Source organism: Alishewanella longhuensis (assembly GCF_014653435.1).
GTDB classification, from domain to species: domain Bacteria; phylum Pseudomonadota; class Gammaproteobacteria; order Enterobacterales; family Alteromonadaceae; genus Alishewanella; species Alishewanella longhuensis.
In genome coordinates, this window is sequence record NZ_BNAO01000004.1 from 203,827 (window position 1) to 217,766 (window position 13,940).

The 13,940-nt window shown below is 45.9% G+C and carries 10 protein-coding genes and 2 pseudogenes; 6 read left to right on the forward strand and 6 right to left on the reverse strand.

Translation table 11 applies throughout. The features are described 5' to 3' along the window. Positions 1–17: 17 nt before the first annotated feature. Positions 18–2,066: a transporter-like protein gene (locus tag IE163_RS10030; RefSeq protein ID WP_189432808.1), complete on the reverse strand. Its 2,049-nt coding sequence runs from the start codon at positions 2,064–2,066 to the stop codon at positions 18–20. 145 nt (positions 2,067–2,211) lie between these two features. Between IE163_RS10030 and IE163_RS10035 the strand changes: the two genes are divergently transcribed. Beyond that, positions 2,212–2,631: an MAPEG family protein gene (locus tag IE163_RS10035; RefSeq protein WP_189432810.1), complete on the forward strand. Its 420-nt coding sequence runs from the start codon at positions 2,212–2,214 to the stop codon at positions 2,629–2,631. A 30-nt stretch (positions 2,632–2,661) separates the two neighbouring features. On the opposite strand, the pseudogene IE163_RS18040 reads toward IE163_RS10035, so the two are convergent. The 4 genes and pseudogenes from IE163_RS18040 to IE163_RS10050 form a co-directional block, all read right to left on the reverse strand. Further along, positions 2,662–3,021, reverse strand: a pseudogene (locus IE163_RS18040) (ABC transporter permease); the annotation flags it as partial. A gap of 135 nt (positions 3,022–3,156) precedes the next feature. Beyond that, a pseudogene (locus IE163_RS18045) lies at positions 3,157–3,888 on the reverse strand (ABC transporter permease); the annotation flags it as partial. Further along, the gene (locus IE163_RS10045; protein WP_189432814.1) at positions 3,885–4,637 is read right to left on the reverse strand and encodes an ABC transporter ATP-binding protein; all 753 of its coding nucleotides are present in this window, start codon (positions 4,635–4,637) and stop codon (positions 3,885–3,887) included. The gene IE163_RS10045 and the pseudogene IE163_RS18045, both read right to left, overlap by 4 nt. Next, positions 4,638–6,086, reverse strand: coding sequence for an efflux RND transporter periplasmic adaptor subunit (locus tag IE163_RS10050; RefSeq protein WP_229833513.1), 1,449 nt, complete (start codon positions 6,084–6,086; stop codon positions 4,638–4,640). Positions 6,087–6,258: 172 nt separating this feature from the next. On the opposite strand from IE163_RS10050, the gene IE163_RS10055 reads away from it, so the two are divergent. The 5 genes from IE163_RS10055 to IE163_RS10075 all read left to right on the forward strand — a co-directional run bounded on the left by IE163_RS10055 (position 6,259) and on the right by IE163_RS10075 (position 12,981). Next, on the forward strand, positions 6,259–6,906 hold the full coding sequence (locus IE163_RS10055) for an energy transducer TonB (RefSeq protein ID WP_189432816.1): 648 nt from the start codon (positions 6,259–6,261) through the stop codon (positions 6,904–6,906). Positions 6,907–7,022: 116 nt separating this feature from the next. After that, positions 7,023–7,607 carry a sigma-70 family RNA polymerase sigma factor gene (locus IE163_RS10060; RefSeq protein WP_189432817.1) on the forward strand — a complete coding sequence of 195 codons (585 nt, stop codon included), beginning with the start codon at positions 7,023–7,025 and terminating at the stop codon, positions 7,605–7,607. Further along, positions 7,600–8,223: a hypothetical protein gene (locus tag IE163_RS10065; protein ID WP_189432819.1), complete on the forward strand. Its 624-nt coding sequence runs from the start codon at positions 7,600–7,602 to the stop codon at positions 8,221–8,223. Before IE163_RS10060 ends, IE163_RS10065 begins: the two co-directional genes overlap by 8 nt. Before the next feature lie 72 nt (positions 8,224–8,295). Further along, complete coding sequence (locus IE163_RS10070; protein ID WP_189432821.1) at positions 8,296–9,486, forward strand: serine hydrolase domain-containing protein; 1,191 nt, start codon at positions 8,296–8,298, stop codon at positions 9,484–9,486. Positions 9,487–9,714: 228 nt separating this feature from the next. Next, entirely contained in the window at positions 9,715–12,981 is a 3,267-nt protein-coding gene (locus tag IE163_RS10075; RefSeq protein ID WP_189432823.1) for a two-component regulator propeller domain-containing protein, read from the forward strand. Between the two features lie 78 nt (positions 12,982–13,059). Here IE163_RS10075 and rlmA read toward each other — a convergent pair whose 3' ends face one another. Then, positions 13,060–13,857 (reverse strand): 23S rRNA (guanine(745)-N(1))-methyltransferase, encoded by a 798-nt coding sequence (rlmA, locus tag IE163_RS10080; protein ID WP_189432825.1) that lies wholly within the window; start codon positions 13,855–13,857, stop codon positions 13,060–13,062. Positions 13,858–13,940 lie beyond the last annotated feature (83 nt).

The following is a 13,940-nucleotide window of genomic DNA, read 5'->3' on the forward strand; positions in this document are numbered from 1 at the left end:
CGCGGCAGCTATTGACCTTAGTTCGGCTGGGGCTTGTCATCTGGTTTAGTGGGCGTCTCATCAACTTTTTTCGACGTTTGGTTGGTTTTTTGCACCGTAACCACCGGAAGAAACAAATTAAGTGGGTTTTGCTTGATTTGTTCCTGCACGCTTTTTAATAGTAACGAAAATTTGCCAATACGAGTGCCGCGGGCGCGCAGGGCTACGGTGAGTGCCAAGGTAAAACTGACCCACAAATTAACAAAACCAATAAGCAGCACCATCACAAGGTAGAACAAAAAACTAAAGGGGCCCAGTTCACCGCTGACTGTACTGTACCCTAAATTAGCAGAGGCGAAGGCTACATGGCGTATATCCAGGGGTAAGCCTAGCAGATACCCCAGATAGCCGGTCATTCCCAGCAGAATACCGAAGATAAAGTTGCCGGCAAAAGCGCCATAATTATCATGCCAATAGTTAGCAAAAGTCTGACGCGGGCGATCGGGCAAGATTTTTTTTAGCAGTGGGTGATGGTATAGCCGTAATTTAAGGTCCAGGTAGTTAGCGCGATTTTCAAAAAAGCCCGCAATAATACCCGAGCAAAATAACCAAATACCGGCAACGGCAGCAAAAAACAATGAACCATGCCAGGGCGACACTGCTTTAAGCTGATAGCTCACTGCAGTTTCGTCAAGTAAGGGCTCTCCTTGCCAAAACCAAAAGGCTAAGGCGATAGCCGAAGCAGTTAATACGGCAACACTAACATTACCCCATACTGCAGCCCATTGTGAGCGATTCACATCTAACAGCAGCGATGCCAGTTTTTTATGGGCCGCCCGGCCATTTTCGCCTTTTTCAACTTCGGCAGCAAAACTAGCGGCTGTCATCGCTGGCTGTTTTGTTGCCACGGTAAGACCCAAGATATGAATCAGTACAAAGCCCAATCCATAGTTTAAACTTACTAATAGCGCATTGGTAAATGCGGGTAGCGTTAAGCTTTCAATATAGATTTTAAGCAGCGCCATGCAAGCAATAATAATACCCGCTCCTGCGGCTGAAGCTATTAAACCCAAATACTGGCTTTTATCTCTGGCGATATAGTGTTCGCCATGACTGCTTTTATTCACGCTAATGCTTTTCGATAACAATTGCGTGCTACTGCGCCAGAGCGCTCTTACACTCTTTTTCTCACGGCTGGTATCAATTAACTGCTCACTTAGCTGCAAGCTTAAGTGACGTAAAGATTCTGCTTGCTCCGCAGTTACCAGAGTAACGAGCTGTTCAATACGGCTTAGTGTTTGCTCCAGGCGCTCTAACAGGTGCGCTACGGCAACTGTGCTGCCTGCCGCGGCAGCTCGCCGTCTTAAGCGATCAATTTGTTCATAACATTGCGCTACCATAACGTGATAATGCGCACAATCGTAGGGGCTTAGCTCGGGATCTTGCTGGCGTTTTCTGGCATGCACCACCAGCAAATTTAATTCTCTGTGTAGGGCAATAAAAGCAGAGTCGATATTATTTAGCCGTTTATCTAAGCGCATTAGGTCTGGTTCCATTTCCTCGGCGGCGATCCAGACGCTTAGCATCTCTAGTGCACAAAGAGCTTCTTCATGCAGATGTCGTTCAAACTGTTGCAGTGCTTCTGCGCAGACGACACTTAAAAAATATTCACTGAAAGCGGCAAACTGCGTAGGGCCCTCAACAATTTCCTCATCGGCAAAGCCAATTTCTTTAAAGATCTCAGCCAGTACGTCTTTTAGTTCGGTTAAATCACGTGGTGCCGGCATCACCTTTTCATATAAACGGCTCGAAAGCTCCCGAAAAAATCCCCGACGTGAAAAAACACCTAAACTGACTAAGGCAGGATAAAGGTGTACGCTGGTAAGCCAGCGCAACAGGCTGTTAGCAATGTGCTGACCTTCGGCTGGGTTTTGCTGCAAGGTTTCCAGCAGTTTTTTACTACGTTTATTGCGTTCAAAACTAAAGCGCGATTCATGCAACCAACTAACCAGCTGTTTAATTAATGCTAAGCCATCTTTTTCTGTGGCTAAGTTTCTAATTAACATTAGCGCATTTATTTGATCCATCGGTGCCTCGTTTGTGCTGCATCATTAAGTTGTCGCTGTGTTGAATGAACGTCATAGCTGTTAATTTGTTATAGCGCTATAGGCGTTTTACCTTAAAAAAGGCATACTGCCAAGTTAATAGACTGAGTGATTAAGGAATAGTGCGATGGAAAAATGGTTATTGATTACGGTATTTGCGCAGGTACTTTTAACGAGCCTGGTGATGGTTATTATGGGGCGACGACGAATAGCGGCGGCAAAACAAAAACAAATCAGCGTGGCTGCTTTTCAAACCATGAATCTAACGGGTGCCAGTGAACAGGTTATTGCTACTGGACGTAATTTTGATAATCAGTTCCAGATGCCTATGCTGTACATATTTAGTGTGCTCTTTATTTTGCAACTGGGCCTGACAGATGTCACTTTCGTTGTGCTGGGTGCTGTTTTTGTTGCCTTACGATACTGGCATACCCTTATTCATATTGGAAATAATGTACTAAGAGCGCGTTTTCGAGTGTTTTTACTCGGTTGTTTAGTGATGTGGCTGATTTGGATCCGCTTATTGGTGCTGGCGCTACTACAATAGCACCAGGCTGTATCCGATTTAAACGGCGGTTTATTCGTACCGAAGCGCTTCTATCGGTTGCAATTGGGCCGCTTTTTTAGCTGGGTAGTAGCCAAAAAATACGCCTATCAGTGCAGAGAAGCCAATACTCATCAACACCACTTCGGGTTGGATAATAGCGGTATAGCGTAAAAAATGCTCGACCGACCAGGTTACCGCTACGGCTAAACTAAGGCCCAAAGCACCACCTAAAGCACAGAGCAACACCGCTTCGATTAAAAATTGCCGCATAATATCTGCTGGTTTAGCCCCCACTGCCATCCGCAGACCAATTTCGCGGGTGCGCTCGGTCACTGATACCAACATAATATTCATGATACCGATACCGCCAACCAATAATGATACCGAAGCGACTGCGGCTAGCAAGCCATTAAAAATTTGCATGGTTTGAGCCCGAGTTTCGACCATTTCTGACAAGTTACGGATCCGGAAGGGTTGATCATTAGCCGTTGTGCGCAAACGTTGTCGTAACAGAGCATCCATTTCTTGTTCAACTAAGCCCATATCCCGCTCGTCTGCAACCTGCACAATAATAGATCTTACCGCTTTCGGACTTGAAAGAGTAATACCAGAGATCCTTTTTCGCACGGTATCTATTGGCATAAAGACTAAATCATCCTGATCATTACCCTGAGTATTTTGCCCCTTACCATTGAGTACGCCGATAATAGTTACTGGAATTTTATTAATCCGAATAGTTTGACCAAGGGCATCACTAGCGCCAAAGAGTTCATGTTTTACTGTTTGGCCGATAACAGCAACTCGGCCTGCACTGCTAAGTTCACTATCACTAAAAGTGCGTCCTTCGGCAATAGACCAGCTTTGCGCCTGATAGATTTTATTATCGACTCCCAGAATAGATGGTGCCCAATTCATATTGCCATAGATCACCTGACCAGAAGACTGCACTGTAGGTGCCGCAACGGTAACTTGTGGGATCTGACTCTCAATCGCTAGTGCATCCATTTCAGTTAAACTCTGGCCGCCGCTGGCTTGTTGCGCCCCCCCCATAAAGCGCAACCGGCTAGAGATGATAAAAACATTCCCACCAAGACTTTTTATTTGCTGATCGACTTCGTAACGGGCACCTGAACCCAGAGCCAGCATAATTATGACCGCCGCAACACCAATAATAATACCTAGCATCGTCAGGATACTACGCAGTAAATTCACTTTCAGCGCTACCCAGGCAACACTAATTAGCATGAGAAAGTTCATGTTAAAGCCTCCGCTAAGCGTGTTTGCCTAAAATGCTGCAGTGCGTTGCCGGCATCTTCAGGCTCACTGTTACGGTCACTCAATAACAGACCATCCCTAAAGACCAATTGGCGGCTGGCAAAGGCCGCAATATCGGGCTCATGGGTCACCAAGACCAAGGTGGTACCTTGTTTATGCAGTTGTTGAAACAACGCCATAATCTCCAGGCCAGTTTCGGTATCTAAGGCGCCGGTGGGTTCATCGGCCAGAATAATAGCGGGTTTATTGACCAAGGCTCTGGCGATAGCGACCCGTTGTTGCTGGCCGCCAGATAATTGCGATGGATGATGGTCCATCCGAGAGCCCAGCCCCACTAAGGTTAAACATTCACTCGCACGTTTAATTGCTTCTGCGCGGCCTATATTGGTGTAAAGCAGTGGTAGCATCACGTTATCCAGAGCGGTAGTGCGGGGGAGTAAATTAAACTGTTGAAACACAAAGCCAATATAACGATTCCGTATCTCGGCGAGTTCTGCCGCTTTTAAATGGGTAACATCGGTCCCTTTAAGGGTGATGTTACCAGCACTGGGGGAATCCAAGCAGCCAAGCATATTCATAAAGGTTGACTTACCTGATCCTGAAGGGCCCATGACAGCTACAAAATCCCCCTGATAAATAGCGACGTTGATCCCCTTGAGTGCTTTAACTTGTTGCTCGCCCATTTGATAATGTTTTTCTATACCTTTGCTGGCAATTACCACCTGTGTCATCTAATCCACCCTTACCGCACGCACAATCACTTTATCATCTAGCTGCAAATTGCCGCTTAATAGCTCACTGTATTCATCATTACTCAACCCCACGCGGATATTCACCAACTGAGGCTGTTGTTTATCATCCAGCACCCAAACTTGGGCGGCGGTACCCAGATCGGCTGGCGCTCCCTGACGATTTGAACGACGCTGGGCGCTGAGCTCGCTATAACGCTGGAATTCTGTTTCCGACAGAACCATTTGCAAATCGTTACCTAGTTTTTGCCGCAATTGCTGCATTTGTTGGCGCATATCTGCCATAGGATTGTTACTGGTGTTACTACGGGCTTGCTGCTGAGCTTTATTAAAGTCAGTAAAAAGTTTTCGGACACTGCTGGCTTTGTCACCTGTAAGGTTTAACGTCTTAATCAGTTCTGCTGCCATATCTGGTGCGGTTTGAATTGACCTGGTAGCGCCAGTGCCTGCAGGCCTAAACCGTAACGCAGCATTAGGCACCCGCAAGACGTCAGCTTGCTGACCACGAATAACGTTAACGTTAGCGGTCATTCCGGGTAACAAAAGTTGTTGCTGATTTGGTGCATCAATAATCACTTTATAGGTGACGACGTTAGACACATTTGTTGCAGCTTTACGCACTTGTGACACCGCACCCAAAAACTGCCGGTTGGGGTAGGCATCCACCTGAAAACGCACATTCTGGCCTTCAGTTAGCTTACCAATGTCAGCTTCGTCTACATCGGCCTCAATTTGCATTTGCCGTAAATCCTGTGCAATGGTGAAGAGTGTCGGTGCCGACAAACTGGCCGCCACGGTTTGGCCTATATCGACTTGCCGATCTATGACTGTGCCATTTACGGGGGAACGGATCTGCGTGCGGTCCAAATCTAGTTTTGCTTGATCGAGTTGCGCTTCTCGCTGTAACAGCTGTGCTTCGGCACTGCTAATCTGGGCTTTAGCCAAGGTAATTTGTGCTTGGGCATTTTCGTAGTCAGCCAGCGCATTGTCTAGGTCCGTTTGATTTGTCAGTTTCCTGGCCATTAATTCTTGCTGGCGCTGATAGGCGCGAGCCGTTTTGTTTAGATCTGTTTCTGCTTTTTGCAGATTGGCTTTTTGCTGAGCCAAACTGGCCTTGGCCATCACCACATCCGCTTCGGACTGCCGTAATTTCGCTACATAGGTTCGATCATCCAGTTTGGCAATAAGCTGCCCCTGGGTAACATCATCATTAAAATCGACCAACAGCTCGGTAATTAAACCCGATACTTCGGTACCTACTTCCACCGTTACCACAGCGCGTGTAGTACCCGCTGTGTTTACCACGCTTTCAATATCACCTTTAGTAATAGCCTGAGTTTGAAAGTGAATTTTCTCCGTTGCAGGTTGCTGCCATTGCCAGCCTACGATAGCTAATAACAGGACCAATAAAGCTGAAATCCAGTAACGCACAGTTAATACTCCAAAATACATCATTAAGCTAACTATACGGTCTTCGCGTGATATGGCACAGCCACAACCAGGTAAAGGTTATGTAAAGGAAACATTTTTTCCTAGCTTAACCCCTTTTTTCTGGTTCAAACGTCTCACTTGGGCAGATACCTAAATAATTCAGGAGTTTGAAATGACTGCAATTCATTATGTTAACCAGCCCAGGCCGATACCCACCTTGTTAAGATTGTTGTGTAGTGGCGTCTTAGCAATTGTCATTACCTTCGCGCTTTTTGCCCTGATGAAACTACTGATCACCCCTGCCACTGATAGGTTAAATTGGGTTGAGCGGGAGTTGCCGGTAGTCGAATTATTTGAGCCGCCGCAAGAGACTGCAGCGGAGATCCGAAAGGCGTTGCCGCCCAAACCAGAATTAACGCCACCAAATATGAAATTAAATCACGTCGAGCCGACAGATACTTCTAATCAAATGATAGTAAGCCATTTCATACCCAATATAGGTGTCACTCTGGATGGGCCGGCATTACCAGGCAGTATGCGCAGTAATATGGCAACACCATTGGTGCGGGTAGAGCCGCGTTTTCCAACAGAGGCAGCGCGTCAAGGGATCAGCGGCTGGGTTTTGCTCAACTTTAATATTGATGAAAGCGGTAGTGTGACAGATATTAGTATATTGGCTGCTGAACCCAAAAATATATTTGACCGGGAAGCCATCAGAGCCTTACGACGCTGGAAATATCAACCACAATTAGTAGAGGGGAAACCGATTAAACAAACCAATTTGCAGGTGCAACTGGATTTTCAGTTACAGCAGGATTAGGGCGTGTTGATTGATATTATGTTGATCTCTGAGCACAGCTTTCGGTGCTTTTGGCCTGATGCCACAAGCACCGAGCAGCCGGTTTTGGATCACGTAAATTAGCCAAGGGAGCGATTATGGCATTATCCTTTTTTCTGCCGGCACGTGTTGGCAATGCCTCTAGCGCAGAGAGCTTGCTGGCATACTTTAGCCGTACTGGGCAACGGCGTTATCTTGAGCAACTGGTAGCACAATGTGGTGACGATTTATATTATTTCTTGCTCAAGCAATCGGATGAAAAAATGGCAGAAGAAATCTGTCAGCAAAGTTGGCTAAAAGTGCTAGAAAAGCATCAGAGTTTTCAGGGTAATAGTAGCTTTAAAACCTGGCTTTTTACTATTGCCCGTAACTGCTTACTGGATGAGTTTCGCCGACAACAGCGTTGGCAGTTACTCGACTTAGAAGAAGAGGTGAGTGTTGCGAACGAGAAATGGCATGACGACGTGATGTTGCAGATAAGCCAACATAGGCAGCAATTACTTTTTGAACAGCAGCTTAAGTTGTTACCCTTTGCACAGCGAGAGGCCTTAATTTTGCAACTGGAGGGTTTCTCGTTGTCGGAGATTGCAGCAATTACGAGCCAACCAATCGAAACCGTTAAAAGCCGGCTGCGTTATGCCCGGCAATTCCTGCAACAATTTTGCGGAGCTGATAATGAGTGAACACAAACATGAGCAGACGCGTTTTGAACAACAGTTACAACGCGCTTATCAACAAAGTAAAGCTAACTACCCGATGCCTAAAAAGATCAGGCAGCAGATCTTACAACAAGCCGATAGCTCAAAGCGCTTCTCTTATCAAAATTGGTTTCGTAACGCACAATTGGTTTTAGGTAGTATTTTTTTAACAGTGCTAGGGTATCTAATGTTGCAACCGGTGAGCATCTCGTCATATCAAATAGTGGTAACCTATACTGATAATGCCACCAAAATCGAAAGCCATAGCCTTACGGTACGTTCGCTGCCGGCAGTGGTGGCACAGTTTAGTGTGGATGAAAATCAACAGCGTTATCAGCAAATGCTGTTAGCCCAGCACCGTATCAACCAGTTTCATGCAGAGTTGGGTGTATTACACAGGGGGCAGCAGCATTGGCAAATTACTATGTGCAATCACCAGGTGGTCAGCATTGATGAAGCCTTGTTACAACAATTAAAAATCTATGACACCCAATTAGCGCAGTGGCAGCTTGAGCAAAGTATAGAAGTTTATCGAGGTCCGCAAGGACAGATCCTGGCAATAAAGCCGGCAGCACAGGAACAACAGTGTCCGCTCAGTTGAAATCTTACTACTTCGTTGTAATAATGCAGGGGTAGTTGAATTAAAGGCATAAATTTGCCGAAGAGGTTAGTAGTGTTGTTTAAAGCTATTTTATTAGTAGGTGTTTTTAGCCTGTTCTCTGTGCAGGCCAGAGAAGTAACACCTGCCCAAATTGCCGAGTTTAAGCAACATTTTGAAACGGTACTGGCAGAGCAAAATATTCCGGGTGGCTCTTATGCCATTGTTTATAAAGATAAGATAATCAGCGCTAGTGGTTTTGGTGTTAGAGAGGTTGGCTCTGCTGCGCCGGTAGATGCTTATACGGTATTTCGTATTGCTTCGGTGTCTAAAACCTTTGCCGGTGGCCTGGCCAGTATTTTAGCTTCGCAAGGGCATTTTCGTTGGGACGAGCCGGTAACTCGCTACCTACCAGATTTTTCTTTTAAAACCCGCTCTTACAACAATAAATTAAAAATTGAACATTTATTGGCGCAAAGTACCGGGGTTATTGCCAATGCTTACGATAATTTAATTGAGGCCAATTTACAGCCTGATCGTATTTTACCGCAATTTCAAAAATTAGATCCTATGTGTAATCCAGGGCAATGCTACGGCTATCAGAATGTCCTTTTCAGTTTGATTGAACCGATTATGCAGCAGACAACCTCGCAAGATTATGCCAGCTTATTGCAGCAAAATATTTTCACGCCGCTAAAAATGCCAACTGCTTCAGTGGGGCTAGAGGGCTTTCTCAATACCGAAAACCGTGCTATTCCCCATGTAAAAGCGCGCGGTCAGTGGCATTCCAGGACGGTAAGCGAAAGCTATTATCGCTTTGCTCCGGCCGCAGGCGTTAATGCTAGTGCAATTGACTTGGGTTACTGGCTGATTGCTCAGCTGGGGTACAACCCGGACGTGTTAAACGAAGAGCAGTTAAAACAAATTACCAGTAAACGTGTCCGCACCGTGCGCGATTTGCGCCGTCGTTTATGGCGTGAGCACATTACCGATGCACATTACGCCTTAGGTTGGCGGGTTTACCAGTTTGGTAAGGAGCAGCTGGTCTATCATGGTGGTTGGGTCCAGGGTTTTCGGGCGGAATTGGCCTACTCGAAAGAACGCGAACTGGGCTTAGTTATTTTGCTTAATGCTGAATCTAATGTGGTGGCTGAGCTGAGTACGCACTTTTGGTCCACTATGTTTACCGCGATGCAGCAACAAGATAAAGCCGCTTTAGTTGCGGGTTGCAAACTACCCGCAGCGCCGGATAACATAAATTGTTAAACCCGGTTTAGCATGCTAAACCGGGTTTACTGGATAGCTGTTTTTCTATCAGTGAATGTTTAGATTATTGCCTCTTGGAGCTCTGTGTTTTGCACAAGAGCCTTAACTTACTTAAATGTGCTTAAGAAGAATAACTTTCTATAAAACATTGCTTTAATGTTGCTCTTTATCTAAGTTAAATCAAGATCAATTCTTATTTCTTCAGAATGACGACACCATAGAGGTAATATGTTGCCAATCAGAGTGTGTCAGCCACTGCTGGTTATTTGTTGCTTGCTGTTGCTCTTTACGGATGTGTTGGCAGCTACCCGGCAGTTACCGACTAATTACGGCTTGTTTCAACAAATTGGCAATGAGGAAGACATACCCGATAATGTGGTAACCAAGCTCATGCAGGATCAGCAAGGTTTCCTTTGGATCGCTACCCCGTCTGGCCTTATCCGCTATGATGGTTATCGCTTTCGTCAGCATTTACATAATGCCAAGGATCCCCAGAGTATATCAGGTAACTTTATCTTCGACCTGTTGCAGCGAGCGGATGAGACTATCTGGATCCTAACCTCACCTGGCGCTATCTCTATATATCATCCTGATACTGGGCAATTCAGTCAATTACAATTATCCGATCCGGAACAACAGCAAGCTTTGATGCAACATGCCCGCACGTTGCTTGAAGATAAATATGGCAGGTTATGGTTGGGGGGGCGTCAGGGCTTGGCATTGTTGGCTAACGATAATCAGAGCGTGCGCTTTATTTCTGAAGATCAACAAGGGCAGCCAATCAGTCTGGTAAGGGCTTTATTAGCGACAACAGATGGCATCCTCATCGGTGCCAGTGAAGGCTTGTTTTATTATCAACAAGCGCAACAACAAGTGCAATTTATTGCATTACCCTGGTCAGATAGAGAGGCCTCTCGGCAAATTCTCAGTTTACAGCAGAGCACCGATGGCTCGGTCTGGATTGGTACTGCCAGCCAGGGCTTATATCGGCTTGATTTGCAGACCCGGCAACTACAATTTATTGCCAGTGCGGTGCAGGGGCAGCCGAATGAGCCTTCAATTTATAGCATACTGCAAATAGCGGAAAATGAGCTGTGGCTTGGTCGCTTCGATGGTATAGCCCGGCTGGAGCTCAGTAGTCAACAATGGCTTGGTCATTTTAATGCAGATGTAAATGATCGTTTTGCATTAGCGCACAATGACGTACGCACCTTACTTAAAGATCGGGCTGGTCAGGTTTGGGTGGGCGGGTACGGCGGCGGAGTGCAGCGTTTTACTGGTCAACCGGCAATCCGTATACTGCGCAGCACACCTAAAACCAGCTCGTTTGCATTGGCCAGCGCTAATATCAGTAGTATTTTGGAACGCAGCAATGGTGAAGTCTGGCTGGGAAATCGGGGGGATGGCATAGAGGTTCTCGATCGCGAACATGGTATCGTGAGACGAATAGCACCGGCGCCTGGCGTGCCAGGCCAGTTACAGTATGGCTGGATCACCAGTATGGTTGAACATAGTGATGGCAGTTTATGGTTGGGGGTAAATCCAGCTCAGCTATATCGGCAAGGTGCCGGAGAAAATGACTTTACATTAATAGGTAATGAGCAAGGTTTTTGGCAGGGTAATGTGCGCAAACTCTTTAGCGACAGCCTGCAACGTTTATGGCTGGGTACCAATAGTGGCGTAGGGCTATGGCAAGATGATACTGGCAAGTTTAACCGGGTGCGCAATGCGCAAGGGCAGATATTTACAGATTATATTAATGGCTTTGCTGAAGATAGGCAGCAACAGATCTGGCTGGCCAGTGGCGATAACGGGTTGTTTCGGTTAGACCCCTTAACATTAATTGCTGAGCAGCCCAAGCTCAGTGCAGATAGTGCCACTATGCCCAATTCATTGACCGGTTTATTATATGATGCTCAGCAACGATTATGGTTAGATAGCACTAATGGTTTGTACTTGATAGCAGACCCTCACGCTGCAGAGTTGACTATTCGCCGTGCCGATATGCAGCTAAGCCATAGCCTGCCTAGTGTTACTGATTTTGGTGCTAACTTGTTGCAAGATGCTAGCGGTCGGATCTGGAGTCAACGTTATCTTTATGAACCCAGCAACGGACAGCTGTATCCACTTACCGTTGCTGACGGTGTCTATTATGGTACGAATTGGTATCGCTCTTTTAGCAAGACACGTGACGGATTATTACTATTTGGTGGTAGTGATGGTGTTATGCTAATTGAGCCGGAACAATTCAAGCTATGGCAATATCAGCCTCAAGTTAGGGTAACTAGCGTCCTTATTGATGGTAAATCGCACATTTTTAACGCAGAGGGGATTAGCATTCCCGCGGACGCTCGTGGTTTTAGCATCGAATTTACTGGCCTGGACTTATCTGCGCCAACTCGTTTGCTCTATCGTTATAAACTAGAAGGGTTTGACAGGGATTGGCAGTATACTGATGCTAGTCAGCGACTCGCAAGCTATACCAACTTGTGGCCAGGTCGCTACCAACTTGTGATAGAGACAACAAATCGTAATCTGCAATGGAGCCCGCATAACCTGCAGCTTAATGTCACTATATTGCCAGCCTTTTGGCAAACCGGCTGGTTTTTGTTTTTGATGATAGGCTCGTTGATGCTACTGTTTTATGGCTTGGTAAAACTGCGCACCGGCTTTTTCAAACGTCAGGCATTATTACTGGCAACAGAGGTAGCGCAGCGTACAGATGAACTAAAACAAACCCAACGCAGTTTAATTGAAAAGGAGAAAATGGCTGCACTAGGGCAGGTAGTAGCAGGTATCGCCCATGAAATTAATACCCCGCTGGGCATTTGCGTTACCGCAGGCAGTTTGCTGCAAGAAAATACCTTAGCGGTTGAACAAAAATATCAGCAGAAGAACCTGACAGGAAGTCAGATGCAGCAGTATTTAACGCAAAGTGTAACGCAACTGCAACTACTCAATTCAAATTTACGCCGGTCAGCTGATTTAGTACAAGCGTTTAAAGAGATTGCGATTGATAACCGTAATACTACAATAGAGGCTGTTAATTTAAATACCTGGCTACACCAACGGCTAGTATTATTTGGTCCCTCTCTGCAGTCATTTAATGTCAAAATCCTATGCCCTCCGCAGCTAGAGGTGCAATTGGTGACCAGCGCATTGGAAACTGTGCTGTTCCAACTGCTACAAAACTCCTTACTTCATGGTTTTGTAGGGGACTATTATCCCGGTCAGATTCAGATCGAAGTAAGATATAGCAAACAGATTTGTACCATCTTATATCAAGACAATGGCGCTGGCGTTCAACCTGAACTCAGTCAAAAGGTGTTTGAGCCCTTTGTCACCAGTAAACGCGGCAGTCATTGTAAAGGTTTAGGTTTGCATCTGTGTTACAACCTGATGACCCAGACATTGGGTGGGAGTATTGAACTGCTCGAGCATGATGAAGCGGGAGTATGCTTTCGTCTGACATTTCCGGTTACTGAAGTGGGCTGACAAGCCCATTTTTGCCGATATTAACAAAAAAGATGAAACACGCTTTAGTTTTCTAATGCTGAGTAAAAGGCTGTGTTGTCAAAGACTAAGAGTGTATAAGTCAAAGTAAAAATCACACTGTATAGTGGGCTTGCTGTTGATAAAGCTGGCCTGCGTTTCTTGGTTAAACTTCCAACCTAGCGGCACCATGGTAATCAGATGGCTTAAATCCTCTGCCGTAAGCCTATCTAGGGTGAAACTTAACTGCTGGCGCGCAAGATGCTGAAAACCCGCTAGTTCTACAATTTCACTGCTATGTAACTTTACCTCGCTGTAAAGCGCCTGTTTAATTTGCAGTAGGTGGTCAGGCGCCGGTGTTACAGTAAGTAAGTAGCCACCAACTTTTAACACCCGTTGTAACTCACTAAGCAGTGATGGCGCATAAATACGCACTATGGCATCAAATTGCCCGGCAACAAAAGGCAGCTGATAAGCACTGGCTACCGCAAAATGGGCCTTGGGATAATGCTTAGCCGCAAAACGAATCGCGGTTTTAGAAATATCAATACCATGTAGCTGTTGTGGTGACAGCCTTTGCTGCAAAATGCCACTGTAATAGCCTTCGCCACAGCCTAAATCTAATAGTTGTTGTGGCTTGACGGCGCTTAGCATCGCTACCGCTTGTTCAGCTACGCGCTGATACCAGCCGGCTTGTAAAAAGGCGCGGCGCGCCTGCATCATCTCAGTGTTATCGCCAGGGTCCAGTGACTTTTTCTGCTGCACCGGCAGTAAATTCACATAGCCTTCTTTCGCCAAATCAAAACTGTGTTTATTGCTACATTGATATTGACGTTGGTTTAACACCAGCGGTAGCTGGCAAAGCGGGCAAAGATACATGCAAACACCGAAACAGAAAAAACGCTATTGTAGCAGCAGGCAAGCTTTCGCTGCAAAGCCTTGGTATACTTAGTGTGAATTGT

What these genes read in the sequence shown, in the direction of transcription:
- IE163_RS10030 (WP_189432808.1), bottom strand. Translation starts at nt 2,066, where the DNA reads ATGGATCAAATAAATGCGCTAATGTTAATTAGAAACTTAGCCACAGAA.
- IE163_RS10035 (WP_189432810.1), top strand. Translation starts at nt 2,212, where the DNA reads ATGGAAAAATGGTTATTGATTACGGTATTTGCGCAGGTACTTTTAACG.
- IE163_RS10045 (WP_189432814.1), bottom strand. Translation starts at nt 4,637, where the DNA reads ATGACACAGGTGGTAATTGCCAGCAAAGGTATAGAAAAACATTATCAA.
- IE163_RS10055 (WP_189432816.1), top strand. Translation starts at nt 6,259, where the DNA reads ATGACTGCAATTCATTATGTTAACCAGCCCAGGCCGATACCCACCTTG.
- IE163_RS10060 (WP_189432817.1), top strand. Translation starts at nt 7,023, where the DNA reads ATGGCATTATCCTTTTTTCTGCCGGCACGTGTTGGCAATGCCTCTAGC.
- IE163_RS10065 (WP_189432819.1), top strand. Translation starts at nt 7,600, where the DNA reads ATGAGTGAACACAAACATGAGCAGACGCGTTTTGAACAACAGTTACAA.
- IE163_RS10075 (WP_189432823.1), top strand. Translation starts at nt 9,715, where the DNA reads ATGTTGCCAATCAGAGTGTGTCAGCCACTGCTGGTTATTTGTTGCTTG.
- rlmA (WP_189432825.1), bottom strand. Translation starts at nt 13,857, where the DNA reads ATGTATCTTTGCCCGCTTTGCCAGCTACCGCTGGTGTTAAACCAACGT.